We start from the raw sequence: 17,990 nt of genomic DNA, 5'->3' as shown, positions 1-17,990 counted from the left end.
GAGCATTCCAAAAGTAGACTATTTACTTTTGGAGTGCTCTTTTTATTATGAGATTACATGCAAATAAAACGATAGATATAATGAAGAATTTGTATAGTGATAATTGTAAAAAGAATACTTGTTACTATCACAAAAAAATAATTTTTAGAATATTTTAAAAATAACTTTACAAAACCAGAAAAATTAGTAGAATATTAATTAATAAGAATTTTCTGATAACTAGTTATTAGAAAGTCTATCAAAGATGGTTTCGTACATATAATTGGGGAGGGTACAAAAATGAAGAAAAAGATGAAAAAGTTCACGGCGGTTGTAGCGCCAGTTTTAGCAATGAGTATGGCGTTGACAGCGTGTTCTGGATCTGGTGGGGAGAAGAAATCAACTACGACGTCTAGTGGTGGTGGGGAAGAGAAAAAAGCTGAAATTAAATACGCAGCGAAACAAGTATTAAATCGTACAGAAAATCAAGAAATTCCGACGATGGATGTTTCAAAATCTACTGATACATTAGGTTCTCAAATTTTAGGGAACACAATGGAAGGATTATATCGTCTTGATAAAGATAATAAGCCAATCCCAGCTGTGGCAGAATCTAGTACGAAAAGTGAGGATGGCAAAAAATATACATTTAAACTACGTAAAGATGCAAAATGGTCTAACGGTGATCCTGTAACAGCGAAAGATTTCGTATACGGATGGCAGCGCTTACTTGATAAAAATACAGCGGCAGAATATGCGTTTATCGCTTTCTATATTAAAAATGCAGAAGCAATTAATAAAGGTGAAAAACCTCTAACAGATTTAGGAGCAAAAGCGGTAGATGATTATACACTAGAAGTAGAATTAGAAAAGCCAGTACCGTATTTCTTGAATTTAATGGCATTCCCATCGTACTATCCTTTAAATGAAAAGTTCGTAAAAGAAAAAGGAGATAAGTTCGGTTTAGAAGCAGATACAACGTTGTATAATGGACCGTTCGTTATGGCGTCATGGAAACATGAACAAGGATGGCAGTTAAAGAAAAATGATCAGTATTGGGATAAGAAGACTGTGAAATTAGAAGAAATTAACTATAGTGTAGTAAAAGAAGTTGCGACGAAAGTAAACTTATATGATACAGGATCAATTGATTTTACACTATTATCAGGAGAATTCGTTGATAAATATAAATCGAACAAAGAGGAGTACGGTGAGTATTCAGAAGCAAGTACATTCTTCTTACGTTTAAATCAAAAGCGTAACGGACAAGATACACCGTTAAAGAGCAAAAAACTACGTGAAGCAATTGCGTTATCAATTGATAAAAAAGGCTTAGCGAACGTTATTTTAAATAACGGTTCAAAAGCAACAGATCAATTAGTACCAAAAGGGCTTGCGACAGGGCCTGACGGTAAAGATTACCAAGATACATTTAAAAATGGTCTAAAATATGATCCGAAAAAAGGTGCAGCAGCTTGGGAAGCGGCGAAAAAAGAACTTGGAAAAGATCAAGTGACAATTGAACTACTAAGCTATGATGATGGAACTGCGAAAAAAATTGCTGACTATTTTAAAGATCAAATTGAGAAAAACTTAAAAGGTGTAACGGTTAACACGAAAATTCAGCCGTTCAAACAAAAACTGAAATTAGAGTCAGCGCAAGATTATGAAGTTTCATTTGCAGGTTGGAGCCCGGATTATTCGGATCCAATGACGTTTATTGATATGTTTGAATCGAAGAGCCCGTATAACCAAATGAGTTATTCGAATCCAAAATACGATGAAATGGTAGCGAAAGCAGGTAATGAATTATTGTCTGATCCGAAGAAGCGTTGGGAAACGTTAGGAAAAGCAGAGAAATTGTTCCTTGAAGAAGATGCAGGATTAATTCCTTTATATCAAACAGGTAGAGCGTATGTAATGAAACCGAATGTTAAAGGAATTGTGAAACATAACATCAGTCCAGAATATAGCTTTAAGTGGGCTTATGTAACGGAAGGGAAATAATAAAAAAGAGCGTTTTAAAGGTATAAATGACTTTTAGAACGCTCTTTTACTATTAAATTAAATAGAGAAGAATAAGAAAAGTGGTACTTACATATAGTAGATGTGGGAGAATTCGTATAGTAGTAATAGATTGTTATCGAAGTAAATAAATTAATTATTATGAATATTTTTAAAAATACTTTACAATTCGAGAAAAGTTAGTAGAATAATAATTAATAATAATTTTCTGATAATTTAAATTAGAAATCTCTCAAAGTTAGTTTCGTACATATAATTGGGGAGGGTACAAAAATGAAGAAAAAGATGAAAAAGTTTACGGCGGTTGTAGCACCAGTATTAGCAATGAGTGTGGCGTTAACAGCATGTTCTGGATCTTCTGGTGGGGAGAAGAAAACGACTACGACGTCTAATAGTGGCGGGGAAGAGAAAAAATCCGATATTAAATATGCGGCACAGCAAGTAATGAATCGTACAGAAACGAATGAAATTCCGACGATGGATACTTCTAAAAATACAGATACGTTAGGTTCTCAAATTTTAGGAAACACGATGGAAGGGTTATATCGTCTAGATAAAGATAACAAGCCAATTCCAGCGGCGGCAGAATCTAGTACGAAAAGCGAGGATGGCAAAAAATATACATTCAAATTACGAAAAGATGCAAAATGGTCAAACGGTGATCCTGTAACAGCGAAAGATTTCGTATTTGCATGGCAACGTCTAGTAGATCCAAAAACAGCTGCAGAATATGCGTTTATTGCTTACTATCTTAAAAATGCAGAGGCAATAAATCAAGAGAAAGCAGAAGTTTCTACATTAGGTGTAAAAGCGGTAGATGATTATACGCTGGAAGTTGAACTAGAGAGACCAGTACCATATTTCTTAAATTTAATGGCATTCGCGTCATACTATCCATTAAATGAAAAGTTCGTAAAAGAAAAAGGAGATAAATACGGTTTAGAGTCTGATACGACAATTTATAATGGACCGTTTGTACTTACTGATTGGAAGCATGAACAAGGTTGGAAATTAAAGAAAAATGATCAGTATTGGGATAAAAAGACTGTAAAACTAGAAGAAATCAACTATAGTGTAGTAAAAGAACCAGCTACAAGAGTAAATTTATATGATACAGGTGCGATTGATTTTACACTTTTATCAGGTGAATTTGTTGATAAGTATAGAAATAATAAAGAAGAGTTTGGTGCATATTCAGAAACAAGTACTTTTTACTTGCGTCTAAATCAAAAACGTGGTGGGCAAGATACACCGTTAAAGAGTAAAAAATTACGTGAAGCAATTGCATTATCAATCGATAAGAAAGCTTTAACGAATGTCATTTTAAATGATGGTTCAAAACCAGTGGATTATTTAGTACCAAAAGGTTTAGCAGCTGGACCAGACGGTAAAGATTTCGCAGAAACGTTTAAAAATGGTTTAAAACAAGACTCTAAAAAGGCAGCAGCAGCCTGGGAAGCTGCGAAAAAAGAACTTGGAAAAGATCAAGTGACAATAGAGCTATTAAATTATGATACTGGTAATGCGAAAAAGGTTGGGGAGTATGTAAAAGATCAAATTGAAAAGAATTTAAAGGGTGTAACAGTAAATATTAAACTTCAGCCATTTAAGCAAAAACTAAAATTAGAATCAGACCAAGATTATGATTTCTCATATGGCGGCTGGAATCCAGATTATGCGGATCCAATGACATATCTTGATATGTTTGAAACGAAAAATTCACAGAATCAGATGAGCTATTCAAATTCAAAATATGATGACATTATTAATAAAAGTAAGACGGAATGGATGGCTGATGCAAAAAAACGTTGGACAGAGCTAGGGAAAGCAGAAAAACTGTTACTTGAAGAAGATGTAGCGCTCGTACCTTTATATCAAAGTGGTAGATCGTATGTTATGAAACCAAATGTAAAGGGAATTGTAAAACATAATATTAGTCCGGAATATAGTTTCAAATGGGCGTATGTAGAAGAGAAATAGTAAAAGAAAAAAGCGTTTTCAAGTTGAAACATTGCACTTGAAAATGCTTTTTTTTCTGTGCACTATTTTTTTGAGGATGAATATATGTATTATAGAAAACTTGAAGGAGAGTCCTATGAAGCGAAACACATACATCGATTTCCTAGCTTATTACGGAATAGGAAGTGCTCATCCTGGTGGTTTTACGTTAACAAAACAATTGTTAGCACAACTGCCTTTTAAATATGGAGCGAATGTCCTTGAAATAGGTTGCGGTACGGGAAAAACAGCTGCATATATGACAAGGGAATTTGGTTATAAAGTAACAACTGTTGAAAAGAATGAAATTATGATTCAAAAGGCAAAAGATAGATGGTTGTTTGAAGGGTTAGATATACAATTAATTGAAGGAAGTGTAGAGCAATTACCTTGTTTGAATAACTCATTTGAGTTCGTACTTGGAGAATCAATCATCGCTTTTACAGAGAAAGAAAGGGTTATCTCGGAGTGTTACCGTGTATTACAGCAGGACGGTAAGCTTGTTGTCATTGAAATGATTATTGATAGGCACATTGATAAGAGTGAGGAAGAAAAAATCGCCCAATTATATGGCATGAAAGAACTATTAACTGAGAATGAGTGGGTACAATTATTTCAGAAAGCAAATTTTAAAAGAATTACAATTGCTGGCGGTGGCACGATTGCAGAAACGATCTCTGGCTATGTCGAAGAGCCAGAATGGAATGTATCCTCACATATTCCGAATGAGTTATATGGGGCATGGGTACAGCATGAAAATGTACGGCTTATGTACCAACACATTTTAGGGCATCGTATTTTTATATGTGAAAAATAAAGAAAAAGAGTTGGCTAAAGGTAGCCAACTCTTTACTATGTTAAATGAAAAATAATGCAGCTAATGTAATTCCGAAGATGAAACCAAATCCGAGTTCAACACCCCAGCCACAACCGCCGCCACCCCAGCCGCCGCCACCACAACTACCGCAACCACGGCCACCACATCCGCAACTGCTGAATCCACCACCGCATCCAAATCCGCAACTATCACATCTGCTAAGGCCGCCACAAAGGTCACAACCACCGTTTGCATAAGCATCATAGTATCCGAATCCTGAATCAAAAGATGAGCGCTGTTGCATCGGTTCAATCCATACAGAGTTTTGTGTCAAATCGATTATTTTACCTAAATGTATACGGCCATCATGGTCTTCAATCCGAACAACTTTTCCGAAATAACGTCGGCATGTATCATAACATTTTTGTCTATGCATGTTCTTTCCTCCTTCCGCATTACAGTAATACGATATGTAAGGGGGACAAGTGCGGCTTGTACGAATGTCCTATCTATCATAATTGTTATAGGAAAGGGGAAATATAAGAAGAGGATATATAAGGAGGAAAAGGTATGAAATCTACAGATCAGTTTCAGACATACGAAGTACCGTGGGAAGAATTTATTGAAGCGTTGCGAGAGGAAATGAAGAAGCAAGTAGGGGCAGATATTATTGATACAGTAGTTTGCAATTTAGAAGATGGTTTTGAAGTGTATACATATGTGCAGGGGGATTTAGATTTTGAATATAAGGAAGGGCTTGAGAGAAAATACGGAAGTGATGCGAAGATACCTAATGTGTTAACGATAATGTTATTAGCTAGTATTTATAATACAAGTGAAGCGAATATACGCTTGCATGCGGATAATAAAGAGAATCCGATTGTTGAAGTGTATGTAAAGCAATGAAACACGCTGTGAAAAGCGTGTTTTTTATTTGTATGATAAAATGTTAGAAAATTAAGAAATGAGGTGGGGGATTGGGAATTAAACATCTTAATTTAACAGTTACAGATGTAACAGCATCTAGAGAGTTTTTAGAGAGGTATTTTGGTTTAATTTGTAGTGGAACAAGGGGGAATGCCTTTGCAGTTATGCGTGACAATGATGGATTTATACTAACTTTAATGAAAGGAAAAGAAGTTCAGTATCCAAAAACATTTCATGTAGGATTTCCACAAGAAAATGAAGAACAAGTAGATAAGATAAATCAAAGATTGCAGGAAGATGGATTTTTGATCGAGCCTCCTAAGCATGCCCATGCGTATACGTTTTACGTTGAAGTACCTGGTGGATTTACAATAGAAGTGATGTGTTAAGTCAAAAATCAAACTTTTTGTTATGTGTTTTTAAAATGAAAAGTAGGAAAAGTCTGTTTTAAGCGTGGATCTTAAACAGGCTTTTTTTACTTATATAATTGGATAGAGAATGCTAGAAGGAATATTACCAAGTGTATAATCTGTTTACATAATAAAGTTATGGTGGGTTAGTTGTCCTAAAATACAAGTCATATATCTTGTTTCCTCTCATAAATTTAAACATAGGAATTTGTCTACAAAGGTGGCGAAGCCTCATCATGAAAATTCGAATTTGTGCCACGTTCATGTTGTTTCTATTTATATGTTTACCTTTATCAGCTTTTGCAAAAGGAGAGGAGGCAAAGGAAAGGGTCGTTTCACTTGTATATGACGATTCGGGCAGCATGAGAAATAACGATCGCTGGAAATATGCCAATTATGCTTTGCAAAGTTTAGTTGCATTATTAGATGAAAAAGATAAATTTTCTTACGTTCCAATGAGTAAGCCGAATGATCCATTAAACATTTTGTTAACGAAGGATAAAAGGCAAACAGAAATTGAGGGAATTGGAGCGTGGAAAACGTATTTAAATACTCCATTTAGCGCGGTAGAAACGGCGATGCAATCTATAAAAAAGGAAGCAGATATAGATGGAAAACGTGAATTTTGGCTTATTGTATTAACTGACGGGGCATTTAATGATTTAGAGAAAGATAAGGTTGGCGGAAAAGAACAAATTTTGCAGAAATTAGCCCAGTTTAAGAAAGAAATGGATGCAAAAAAGATATCGTTACACCCAGTCTTAATTACGATGGAAGAAGATTTAGGACAACAAGAAAAAGAACAATTAAACACGTTCAAAGAAATATGGAAGAAAGAGATAAATGGTGTTACGATGCCGTCAAGCGGAGAAGATGGCATTGTAAAAAGTGTAAATCAAGTGGCAGCATTAGTTGCAAATCGTGATCCATTCTCCTCTGTTGAATCGATTGTCAAAACGAAAGTAGTGGGGAAAAAAGTAGAGATTACAACACCGTTTCCGTTAAAACGTATGACGCTTGTACGACAATCGCCTTCTCTGCCCGATTATCAGGTCACACAAATTTCTAAACCATTACAATTACAATCTTCTTTTTCCATACATGCACCAGGAGAAGCAAAATTGTTCGGAAATATAGTTCATATAAGTACGGAAAATCAGGAAGTTATTAAACCAGGAACTTATACGATAGAAGTGGACCAGGACATTGAGAAAGAAGGACTACAAGTACTAGTTGAACCGGCGCTTAATTATACGGTTTCTACTTATGACAAAGATGATAGTAGTCAAAAAAATGTAGAGAAAATGTACGAAGGTGTTACTGCTGTTATTGAAGCAAAGCCTACGGAGTTGCCAGTTCAGTCTTCTTACTTTCAGGCAGAAGTAGAAATAGACGGAAAACAATATCCGATGAAGTGGGACGATAAAAGGCATGTGTTTTATTACGAAACTAAGCTTGATAAAGGGTTAGTACGCGGGAAAGTTCATATGAATATAAAAGGGTTTTATAGACAGACGAAAGAATTTAAAATTGAAACAGCTGAGAAACCAAAATTATCACTTCAAACTGTTACAAAAGATTATGAAGAAAAAGTGACAAATTTAGAGAATAGTAAACCATTTGTTTTGCAGCCACAGTTAGATGGTAAGCCGATGACAGAAGAAGCTGTAAAAAAACTATTAAAATCTACTGGTGTCACATCTGAACAATCAATCAATTATGAAATAAAGCAACATGGAAACCAAATCTATGTTTATCCTCGTCCCTATTACTCCGATATATTTAATTTTACAGATACCGGCACCGTAGAAGCTACCATCGTAATGCGGGATTCAAAGTTACAAGAAGTAAAGAAAAACATAACATTCCATATTCAAGATGCTCCGTTTTATGAAAAATATGCGCTCATTTTTAAGTTTGTCATTCCTATCACGTTATTACTGCTAGTAGTAGGAATCATTGTTTTAGGATGGATTGTTCGGCCGAGATTTCACCGGAAGGCACTACTGTATTATGAATGGGATCAAGAGGTAGCGAAAGATTGGCTATATCAATCTGAACCAGAATTACTTCGAAATAAATGGTGGAACCATTATTTTGGTATCCCATTTAGAGCAGAAAGAAAAACGGTGCAATCCGTTACGTTTATAGCGAAGAAAGGTTCGAAATCTGTCTTTGTAGCGAAAGAATCACAAGTAGTTGGAATGATTATTGATGGGATGTTTATAACAGAGGATGAAGTAGGAATGGAACATAAGACACTATATCCAAATGAACTTTTACTAATTGATAGAGGATATGGTAAGGAGATTTACAAGTACGAATGTGAATAGTAGATAGGGATAAGAAGGGGATGGAGTATTGATTCTCTTTCCCTTTTTTCAAACAAGCAAGAATAGGAAGGTGGTTCACATGACATTACAAGTTCCAACAATATTAATTGGTTTAGGTGGAATCGGTAGTACTGTGACGCATCAAATATATGAAAAACTGCCTGAAGAGCGCCGGAAAAAGGTAGCAATGCACGTATTTGATACAGATGTGAATACATTGAGTAAATTTGATCATATTCGAAAGTTTAAGACGCAAACGAGTTCGAGTAAAACGCCAAGAGAGTATATTGCGGGTGATCCAACGATTCCAGAGTGGTTTCCGATGGACCCGACTATACTTGATAAACCATTAACAGAAGGAGCAGGACAGTTACGCGTCATTTCACGTTTAGCGTTACGTGCTGCGATGAAAGAAGATAAATTGACATCCTTTTGGCAAGAAATTGAGAAGATTTTTCCAGTTACAAGCGATCAAACGGAATATGGAGTACGTGTCATTATAGTAACGTCACTAGCGGGCGGAACAGGTTCAGGGATGTTTCTGCAAATTGCATTATATTTACGTGAAATGCTTCGAAAAAAACTGCAGCATCACAACATTTTAATACGCGGTGCGTTTTTAATGCCGGATGTGTTAGTTAAGACGAGAACGGTTAGTGCGAAAGAGTTTGAAACGGTGCAAGCAAACGGCTATGCATCGTTAAAAGAATTACATGCTATTACGCTCGGTTCTACTGGAGAATTATCAAAACGTGGCGGTGTAACAATTGAATTAGAGTATCGCCCTGATCAAGTAGATGAAGACGGAAGAACGAATCATACAATTAAACAACATCATTTACCGTACAATTATTGTTTCTTATACGATTATGAAAACCTACATGGACACCATTTACACAATTTATCGGACTATATGGAACAGATGGCAAATACAATTTATTTACAGTTATTTAGCCCAATGTCCACAAGTCATTTTGCACAAGAAGACAATCAAATTCAGCAATTAGCAGAATCAAGCGGAAAAGGACGATATTGCGGGGCAGGAACGGCAAAACTCATTTATCCGTATGAGCATGTGTTAAAATATTGTGCTTTAAAATGGGCTGTGCAAGGTTTAGATGAATCGTGGCTTCATTTAGATCAACTGTTTCAAGAGAAGAAGCAAAGATATGACCAAGATGTAAAACGTGGTATGCAGCGTGAAAAGCCGGAGAGAGGTAAAAGTTATTTAGAGGACTTGGAACATCTTGCTACCCGTCCAGAGCAAGCTCATATTTTCTATAGACAAATGTACAATGAAACACGTGAAGGAGCAGAAGGTGGTAAGCTCGGAGTTGCAAAATCAAAACTGTTTTTAGAAGCTGTAGAAAGTTATGTACAACGCACGGTGCAAAAAGATGAGGAATTAAATCGTCTGCAACATGAGTGTAAAATTTCAGCTGCGAAACTGAAAATGATGGAACAAATGAAAGGTGAAGTGGCAAGAGTGGATCATGCGGTTCGTTTATATGCGTATGCGATTCCGAGCCGTGTACATGAACATGTAACGACACTTTTATATGACATGATTGAATCAGATCGCTTTTCACCAAGTGGTTCTGAAGGGCAGTCCTATCAATTAAATACATGGTTTTTAAAGAAAACAGATCCAGTTCACCCAGTAGCAGCACGTTTTATGTTATATGAAATTCGAAAGCAGTTAGTAGAAAAAATGAATCGACTACATGAAAATAATGAACAAAAGCGTAATGTAATTCAAAACTACGATAAAAAATTTAATGTAGGTAATATCGATGGCACGGTAACGGCTGTACGCCGAGTAGAAATTGCTCAACAACAAGGCTGGTTCGGAAAAATGATTAATAATCAGCAACGTTTATTCAAAAGAGAATTTGAAGACATCGTAACGCAATATGTACACAAATTAAATGAATATCGAAAAGAAATGCTATTAGAACTTGTATATCAATCGCTATATCAAGCAGTTAATAAAATGATTCAATATTGGGAAAGGTTTTTTGATAATTTACATGAAACACGTGAAAATTTATTATTTGAAATCCAAAAGCGCAGTAAGGAATTTGAAGGAAAAACAAACCCGACGAATGTATATGTATTAGCAGAGGAACAGTTGCAAGAAAAGATATGGCAAGATATGCAGCAACATTTAAATTTAGGTGTACTACCGAAAGATATATCAGCGGAAATTTATATGAGTTTGTACGGAGAATATTGTCGTGATGCGAAAACAGAAGAGATTCAGTCGAAAAAGGTAGAGGATTTCTACCGCGAACATATACTGAGCTATTGTTATGACGAACTGCAAGTACGCTATCGTGATAAATTAGAACTGAATATCATTGAAGCGTTGCGAAAAGAAGCAGATTACAAGAAACGTGATCGCGATGAATACGTTCGTGAAAAAATTGAAGACCTGTTCCATTTAGCAAGTCCGTTCATTCCAAAAGTTTCTCATCATAGGGAATTACAATATTGGGGTATACATCCTTCTTTAAAGAAAGAGCTACAAGAGGAATTGATTCAAGAAATGTTTAAAGAAAAAGATACAGTACATGAAGCCTTTTCGCCATTTGAAGTGATCTGTTATCGAGCACATTATGGCTTATCGCTGCAAGATTTTCCTAAATTATCATCAGGACATATTTCAAACGGATTTATGAATGATAAAGGTGACTATTTCCAATCGTATTATCGCCGTGTAAACAAATTAAATAGTAAAAAATCTAGTTTAACGCCGCATTTAGATAAGTATTGGCACTTACCAGCCTTTATGCCAGACTTGAATGCGACTCAAACAAAATTAGATTATGATAAATGTAATCGTGCATTACTATACGCATATATGTATCGCTGGATTAGTTTAGTTGCTGTTGATGGACAATTTGTGTATCAATATAACGGTGTGGGGCGTAGCTTTTTAATTCAGTCGATGGGGAAAAATATTTCAAGTGAAAGTTATAAATTACACAGAGCATTGCTTCATAATCCGTTTATTTATGAAAACATCTTGTCACGATTTGAAGAAGAGCAAGAAAAGGCGATGATACAAGGTGGACATTTATATACACATCCGTTCGTATTAGGAGCCCAAGATGTAAGATGGCTTAGAAAAGAACATGTCCACAATCTTTTAGATATGATTTTAATGTATGACCGTGAAGCGAAGTATGATCCGACGTTAGAAGAAACATCAGATGAATTATTAAGACTATTCCTTGATGAAATCGAGTTGTATTTCCAGAACTATTACGGTACAGGTGCTGATATGGTTGCAAAGAAAGAGAAAGAAATGTTTATTAAACAATTGTGGGATCGCTCGCATGCGAAAGGATATGTAGATCCAAATAGCGCTCCGTATAAAAAATGGCAAAATTTATTAAGTATTCAAGATGAAGAAGAAACGCCAAAAACGAATGTATAATGAATGAAAAGGGAATCCTTAAAAGTGGCAATACAACTTTAGAAAAGAGGGATTCTGATGCCGTTTTTAGGAAGTGTATATCAAATATTTGGGTTATATCCGGAACTTTATTATGGGATGATTTCAGCAGAGTTGCAAGAGGAAGCTCAGAAGGAGCATCTTGAAAATAGTAGTGCAGAAGCTGAAGTGGAAGAATAAAAAAAGTGCAGATGAAAATCTGCACTTTTTTGTTAGTATTAAAATGGTGAAATAACCTCAAATGAATTATTATTTTTGAATAATAGTTTATTTGAGGTTATTATGATTTTTATTACATTGTATGTAATGAAAAATGTATGAAAATCAATGTAATAAAATGAATATGAATATTAAGGTGGAAAACAACAATGTTTTTGAGAAAATAATTATGTATAAAAATAACATTTGATAAATAATCAACCAATTATTTTTGAATGATTTATTATTGACAATATAATTAATTGTATGATAAATTCAATCAGCATTCTTAATGGCTTTTTGGTACGGTTAATATTTTGAAAATTCAATACGATATAAAGAGATTGATTTTTCTGTTTTTTGATGGGGTGGGTTACTAAGTCTATAGGGGAAGTGAATTATGTATATTTTTATTTTTAAAATAGAACAGTAATAAAGAATGTAACAAGTAAGAGATAAACTTGAAAAAGAGGTTTCAAAGAATGAGTCTTTTCATAAAGAAAGCAATGGATGAAGAAAAGAAAAAAGTATTGAATCAAACTTTAGGAGCGATTGATCTAACTCTGTTAGGTATTGGAGCAATTATTGGTACAGGTATTTTCGTATTAACTGGTATTGTAGCAGCGAAACATGCTGGTCCGGCGATTGTATTATCTTTTGTATTAGCAGCAATTATATGTGCATGTGTAGCTTTCTGTTATGCTGAATTTGCATCTACAGTTCCAGTTTCGGGAAGTGTATATTCATATACATATATGACACTAGGTGAGATTTTTGCATTTATAGTTGGCTGGTGTGTTATGCTGGAGTATTTATTAGCGACTTCTGCGGTTGCAGCGGGCTGGTCAGCATATTTTCAGTCACTGCTACTAGGTTTTAATATTCACATTCCTACGGTTTTTGCTTCGGCACCAGGAATGGGGAAGGGTGGAATCATTGATTTACCAGCAGTTCTTATTATTTTAGTTGTTACATTTTTATTAAGCCGTGGCGCAAAAGAAAGTGCACGAATTAATAATATAATGGTTATTATTAAACTGGCTGTTATTGTAGGATTTATTGTTGTAGGGACACAATATGTAAGACCAGAGAATTGGCAACCATTTCTACCGTTTGGTTTTCACGGCGTGGTAGGGGGCGCTGCTACTGTATTTTTTGCTTTTTTAGGATTTGATGCAGTTGCAACAGCCGCAGAGGAAGTGAAGCGTCCACAACGTAACGTGCCAATTGGGCTACTTGTTTCCTTGCTCATTTGTACCGTTCTATATGTAGGTGTTTCATTCGTGCTAACTGGAATGGTTCCGTTTACGGAATTAAATGTTGCTGATCCGGTTGCATATGCGTTGCGCACTGTAGGAGAAGGTAGAATTGCTGGGTTGTTATCGGTGGGAGCGATAGCAGGGCTAACAACAGTTCTGTTAGTAGCTATGTTTGCATTTGTTCGTGTATCTTACTCGATGAGTCGAGATGGATTGTTACCAAAAAGACTTTCAAGTGTCCATAAACGTTTACAAACTCCATTTTTTAATACGTGGGTTACAGGTATACTAGCAGCTTTATTAGCGGGATTAGTGGATTTGAATTTATTAGCTAATTTAGTGAATATGGGAACGATAACAGCATTTGTGTTTGTATCTATAGCTGTCATTGTATTAAGAAAGACACATCCTAATATGAAGAGGCCATTCCGTGCCCCTCTAGTACCTTTTTTACCTATCGTTTCAATAGTAAGTTGTATATATTTGGCTTTGAACCTTTCTAAGCTTACTTTAATTAGTTTTGTGGCATGGATTATAATAGGTGTTTTCATATATTTTGTATATGCTAAAAAACATAGTAATGTTAGAAATGGAAATAGAGTATAGTCCATTGAAATAATACTTGTAATGGAAATGAAAACACGCTACTTATTCATATAAGAACAAGTAGCGTGTTTTTACTATTTAATAATTCCACTTTCTAAAATTTTGATAGTAGGTGTTACTTTCACACTAGCTTTTGAAAAAGCGCTAGGCCAATCATCTTCAACCTTTTTCCATTCTTTATATTGAAAAGCTCTTGCATAATCGCCAAATCCGAATGGATCAACTTGCTGCTTTTGAATTTTGTGGATTAATTCGTTTAAATCTTTGTTTAGTTGTTTTGTTATAAGTGTTGTTAATTTCTTGTTATCTTTGTCTATATCTATATTGAATGTAACCTCAGATATGGCAACTTTTAAATTCATTTTAATATTAAATGTGAAGTGGTTATCGATATAACCTGTACCAATATCGCGATTCACACTAAGAACGTTTATTGTTACAAAATCATTGCCTTTTGTATCTTTTAGATGATTGTTACTTTCAACTGAATCAGAAGGGATTTTCATTGTAAGTGAAACTGGTGTATTAGATTTCTTTTGCAACATAAGAAGAAGGGCACTTTCATCTCGATTTAATGACATTTTATAAATTCCACGGGAAGTTAAAAGTACAGATCCAGTAACAGTAATTTCTTTCTTTTTTTTTTTTATTTCTGAAATTGTTGGTGTAATCCCTTTATTAAAAGTTTGTCTATGAAATTCATGGAATGTTGTATAAACTGTTCGATTGTATAATTTGTTTGTATTAATTAATTCAGTTAAATGTTCAGGGAGATCTGGTTTATCTTTAAAGTTATTATAAATTATAGAAGAAACAGGTCCTTGTACTGCTACAATACGCATATTACCAGTGTTTTTCGGATCTCGATACCAAACATCAAGATATGGCATAGCTCCTTCTTGTTTCAAGAACGTATTGCTAAATAAGACGATTTGTAATTTTTCCGTAGATACTAAACCGCTACTCGAACTATTAAACATCGCCTTTGCTTCTCTAGGTGTATGTACTTTTGTTTCATGGGTCTCGTACTTTTTCTCGACATCCTTGTTAAAAGTAGGTATTATTTGGTACACTTTCAGCTTGTTTTTATTATCTTTATCAAAACCGTAAACTAATGAAATGGATTGTTTTTCGAGATCGAGTCGATCCCCACAGCCAGTCAAAAAGATTGTGAGGAAACAAAATATAGTGAAATGAATAAATCGTTTCATTTAAGTGTTTCTCCTTTTCCAATACTGATAAAATGTAATGTATGAGAGGAATACGACTGGGAACAGAAAAACGATAAAATAACTGGCAGTTCCCCAAAATTCGCGTAAAGCATTTATTTGATAAGAAGAAGGGATATAAAAAAGTAGGGTGAAAATACACCCGAATAAAAAAAGCCAAATAGGTAAGGAACTACCTTTTTTATTGAGTAATTGATTGATTCCATCTGAAACGGTAAAAATATAAGGAATACAAGAATCAAAAATAATAAAGAGATAAAATGATAAAAATATAATTTCAAATCGCTCTAAGAATGAAAAATGAAATGGTGTAATGAGAGAAAGAGTAGGCCATAAAAACTTCGTTATACCATCTGGGCTAAAATAAACAAAAGAAACGAACGTAACTTGAAGATAAATAAATAGTGTAATTAAATTCGCAAAAACAATACCTTTTTTAGCGGATGACTTGTTACTAAGATAAGGATAAAGGACAAATGCAAACTCAAATCCAAGAAACGCAATGATAGTTGATTTGACTGTATTTAAAACGGGTAACCACCCTTCTTTGAGAAGGGGAAGAAGGTATATCCAATGACCATCTTTAAGTGGGATAAATAATAATAATGGCATCCAAATTGTAAAAAAAAGAGTGAATACGGCATATCGACTTATAATGATTATGCCTTTGCACGCCAACATAATCATTGGGATAGATAGCAAAATCATAATTAAAAACATAGGAGATCTAGGTAAAATCCAAATGTGAACGATGTATAAGAGGGAAAATATTAAAGAAATAGCGGCAAGTGCAGCATATAAAATCCAAAGGAGCATCATTCCGTTTCCTAGCCATTTTCCAAGATAACGTGTCAGGACATCAAGTAAAGTATCTCCGGGATGTTTTTCCATGATTTTTATAATACATAGACTGACTAAAGTAGTTATGACGCATCCGATAATAATCGACATCCATCCATCAGTATTCGCTCCTTGTGCAACTTCACGCGGAAGTGTAAGTAAACCAAAACCGACTTGAACACCACTAATAGTGAGAATGTATTGAAATAAAGTAATCTCCCTCTTTGCACGATTTGTCACTTGTTTTCCTCCGTTTCCTCGTCATCTCTTTGTCGATTTTCTTGTTTTAGGTTAAGAGACATTGGTCGTTTTTTCATTATTTTCCAAGGTAATCGTATAAGAATATCTTTTATATCGGAAGAGAATAGTGGGGAAAAAGGACTACCATAAGGAACACCAAGTGATTCCATAGAAAGAATATGGATGATGATAACCGCCATCCCAACCATAATTCCAATGACCCCAAATAAAGAAGCGATTATCATCATTGGAAAGCGAAGAAGCCGAATTCCTGCTGACATTTCCATGTTAGGGATGATAAAAGAAGCGACTGCGGTAATAGATACGACGATAACCATAACATTACTTACGATTCCTGCTTGAACTGCAGCTTGTCCAATGACAATCCCTCCTACGACGCCAATCGTTTGTCCAACGGGACCAGGAAGCCGAACTGCAGCTTCGCGGAGCATTTCAAGTACTAATTCCATTAACAATGCTTCTAGTATAGGGGGGAAAGGAATTTTAGCTCGAGATTCTCCAATTGTTAACAATAATTTGAGCGGAATCACTTCATAATGGAAGGAAATCATAGCGATATAAAGAGCTGGAGCAAATATTGCAATAAATAGCCCAGTGAAACGAAGGAGTCGTATAAAAGATGGAATCATAGGTCTGAAGCTGTAATCATCTATCGTCTGAAAGAAGGATGAAAAGGTCATAGGTCCTATTAATACGCCTGGTGAGCGATCTACAACAACAGCAATTCGCCCATTCAAAATATGATGTGCCGTTGTGTCAGGACGTTCAGTGATAGACAATTGTGGGAAGAGAGTATAGGAATTATCTTCAACAAATCCTTCTAATTCACCGGTAGTAAGAATAGCATCTACTTTGATTGATTCAATGCGGCATGCCATATCTTGTACAACATCTTCGTTTGCAACATCTGCAAGATAAAGTAAAAAAACTTTAGAGGTTGCTCGTTCGCCAACAGTGAATTCCTTCACTTTTAATTCGCGATTTGGAATATATCGACGAATAAGTGCGATACTATCACTTGCCACTTCATTAAATCCTTCGTGTGAGCTTTTTATGGAAGTCTCTGTTGTAGGTTCTTCAATACTCCTTTTTGGCGCCGCTTGCGTATCTAGTTCTAAAGCTGATAATTGCCCGTTTATAAATAAAATACTTTTGCCATGTAAGAGAGATTGCTCAATGTCTATCCACTTCTGAACTTTTTTAATATTCCCTATAGAAACAGAAGATTCCCAAAAATCGTCTTCATTCCATTCTTTAAATAAGAGAGGACGAAGAATGTCTACATTAATAACAGTTTTATCTACAAGTCCTTCCATATATATAAGAGCAGCTTCTTTTCCGTTTTTTAACGGGAAAGTGCGTATAATTAATTCTGGAATACCACTAAATAATTTGGATAAGTGTTTAAGATTAAGCGGCATGGAGGAAGAAATTTCTTTATTTAATACAGTTTCAGATTGCTCATGTGTAGAGAAAGATTTTTCGCCCCTTATCCATTTTCGAAAAGATCCCATATATTCACCTTATTCCTCGTTGAACTTTATATGGGTTATTATGGATAGTTACATACAGACATATGCGCAGTTTAAAATTTATATTGTATATTTGTACATTTAACGCTATAATTATAGTGTTAAAGATGGAATCG

The 17,990-nt window shown here is 34.9% G+C and carries 13 protein-coding genes; 9 read left to right on the top strand and 4 right to left on the bottom strand.

Features of this window, described 5'->3' with window-relative positions; translation table 11 throughout:
- Nucleotides 1-279 precede the first annotated feature (279 nt).
- The 3 genes from RT27_RS13440 (at nucleotide 280) to RT27_RS13430 (ending at nucleotide 4,819) form a co-directional block, all read left to right on the top strand.
- Nucleotides 280-1,986, top strand: a complete 1,707-nt coding sequence (locus RT27_RS13440; RefSeq protein ID WP_000728442.1) for a peptide ABC transporter substrate-binding protein — start codon at nucleotides 280-282, stop codon at nucleotides 1,984-1,986.
- 291 nt (nucleotides 1,987-2,277) lie between these two features.
- Nucleotides 2,278-3,984, top strand: coding sequence for a peptide ABC transporter substrate-binding protein (locus RT27_RS13435; protein ID WP_043936417.1), 1,707 nt, complete (start codon nucleotides 2,278-2,280; stop codon nucleotides 3,982-3,984).
- A 115-nt stretch (nucleotides 3,985-4,099) separates the two neighbouring features.
- Nucleotides 4,100-4,819: a class I SAM-dependent methyltransferase gene (locus RT27_RS13430; RefSeq protein WP_029443015.1), complete on the top strand. Its 720-nt coding sequence runs from the start codon at nucleotides 4,100-4,102 to the stop codon at nucleotides 4,817-4,819.
- Nucleotides 4,820-4,859: 40 nt separating this feature from the next.
- Here RT27_RS13430 and RT27_RS13425 read toward each other — a convergent pair whose 3' ends face one another.
- On the bottom strand, nucleotides 4,860-5,255 hold the full coding sequence (locus RT27_RS13425) for a hypothetical protein (RefSeq protein WP_029443014.1): 396 nt from the start codon (nucleotides 5,253-5,255) through the stop codon (nucleotides 4,860-4,862).
- A 134-nt stretch (nucleotides 5,256-5,389) separates the two neighbouring features.
- On the opposite strand from RT27_RS13425, the gene RT27_RS13420 reads away from it, so the two are divergent.
- The 6 genes from RT27_RS13420 (at nucleotide 5,390) to RT27_RS13395 (ending at nucleotide 14,012) form a co-directional block, all read left to right on the top strand.
- Nucleotides 5,390-5,725, top strand: a complete 336-nt coding sequence (locus RT27_RS13420; RefSeq protein WP_000842905.1) for a hypothetical protein — start codon at nucleotides 5,390-5,392, stop codon at nucleotides 5,723-5,725.
- A gap of 71 nt (nucleotides 5,726-5,796) precedes the next feature.
- On the top strand, nucleotides 5,797-6,135 hold the full coding sequence (locus tag RT27_RS13415) for a VOC family protein (RefSeq protein WP_029443013.1): 339 nt from the start codon (nucleotides 5,797-5,799) through the stop codon (nucleotides 6,133-6,135).
- A 257-nt stretch (nucleotides 6,136-6,392) separates the two neighbouring features.
- Nucleotides 6,393-8,489, top strand: coding sequence for a vWA domain-containing protein (locus RT27_RS13410; protein WP_043936416.1), 2,097 nt, complete (start codon nucleotides 6,393-6,395; stop codon nucleotides 8,487-8,489).
- A 79-nt stretch (nucleotides 8,490-8,568) separates the two neighbouring features.
- The gene (locus RT27_RS13405) at nucleotides 8,569-11,931 is read left to right on the top strand and encodes a tubulin-like doman-containing protein (protein WP_016080694.1); all 3,363 of its coding nucleotides are present in this window, start codon (nucleotides 8,569-8,571) and stop codon (nucleotides 11,929-11,931) included.
- 57 nt (nucleotides 11,932-11,988) lie between these two features.
- Nucleotides 11,989-12,129, top strand: a complete 141-nt coding sequence (locus RT27_RS13400; RefSeq protein WP_001116193.1) for a hypothetical protein — start codon at nucleotides 11,989-11,991, stop codon at nucleotides 12,127-12,129.
- A gap of 500 nt (nucleotides 12,130-12,629) precedes the next feature.
- Entirely contained in the window at nucleotides 12,630-14,012 is a 1,383-nt protein-coding gene (locus tag RT27_RS13395; protein ID WP_043936415.1) for an amino acid permease, read from the top strand.
- Between the two features lie 74 nt (nucleotides 14,013-14,086).
- Here RT27_RS13395 and RT27_RS13390 read toward each other — a convergent pair whose 3' ends face one another.
- From RT27_RS13390 to RT27_RS13380, 3 genes are read right to left on the bottom strand one after another with little or no spacing between them, the layout of a single operon-like run.
- On the bottom strand, nucleotides 14,087-15,223 hold the full coding sequence (locus RT27_RS13390) for a Ger(x)C family spore germination protein (RefSeq protein ID WP_043936414.1): 1,137 nt from the start codon (nucleotides 15,221-15,223) through the stop codon (nucleotides 14,087-14,089).
- A complete protein-coding gene (locus RT27_RS13385; protein ID WP_016080698.1) occupies nucleotides 15,224-16,321 on the bottom strand; it encodes an endospore germination permease in 1,098 nt (365 codons plus the stop codon).
- Entirely contained in the window at nucleotides 16,318-17,856 is a 1,539-nt protein-coding gene (locus RT27_RS13380; RefSeq protein ID WP_029443010.1) for a spore germination protein, read from the bottom strand. The genes RT27_RS13385 and RT27_RS13380 overlap by 4 nt, the downstream gene beginning before the upstream one ends.
- Between the last annotated feature and the right edge of the window lie 134 nt (nucleotides 17,857-17,990).

Source organism: Bacillus sp. L_1B0_5 (genome assembly GCF_000836715.1).
GTDB classification, from domain to species: Bacteria; Bacillota; Bacilli; order Bacillales; family Bacillaceae_G; genus Bacillus_A; species Bacillus_A thuringiensis_S.
Note: the sequence above shows the minus strand (reverse complement) of the source record. Positions and strands in the feature narration are given on the sequence as shown.

Bases quoted from the DNA above. Each gene is read 5' to 3' on its own strand.
- RT27_RS13440 (WP_000728442.1), top strand. From the start codon at position 280: ATGAAGAAAAAGATGAAAAAGTTCACGGCGGTTGTAGCGCCAGTTTTA.
- RT27_RS13435 (WP_043936417.1), top strand. From the start codon at position 2,278: ATGAAGAAAAAGATGAAAAAGTTTACGGCGGTTGTAGCACCAGTATTA.
- RT27_RS13430 (WP_029443015.1), top strand. From the start codon at position 4,100: ATGAAGCGAAACACATACATCGATTTCCTAGCTTATTACGGAATAGGA.
- RT27_RS13425 (WP_029443014.1), bottom strand. From the start codon at position 5,255: ATGCATAGACAAAAATGTTATGATACATGCCGACGTTATTTCGGAAAA.
- RT27_RS13420 (WP_000842905.1), top strand. From the start codon at position 5,390: ATGAAATCTACAGATCAGTTTCAGACATACGAAGTACCGTGGGAAGAA.
- RT27_RS13410 (WP_043936416.1), top strand. From the start codon at position 6,393: ATGAAAATTCGAATTTGTGCCACGTTCATGTTGTTTCTATTTATATGT.
- RT27_RS13405 (WP_016080694.1), top strand. From the start codon at position 8,569: ATGACATTACAAGTTCCAACAATATTAATTGGTTTAGGTGGAATCGGT.
- RT27_RS13400 (WP_001116193.1), top strand. From the start codon at position 11,989: ATGCCGTTTTTAGGAAGTGTATATCAAATATTTGGGTTATATCCGGAA.
- RT27_RS13395 (WP_043936415.1), top strand. From the start codon at position 12,630: ATGAGTCTTTTCATAAAGAAAGCAATGGATGAAGAAAAGAAAAAAGTA.
- RT27_RS13390 (WP_043936414.1), bottom strand. From the start codon at position 15,223: ATGAAACGATTTATTCATTTCACTATATTTTGTTTCCTCACAATCTTT.
- RT27_RS13380 (WP_029443010.1), bottom strand. From the start codon at position 17,856: ATGGGATCTTTTCGAAAATGGATAAGGGGCGAAAAATCTTTCTCTACA.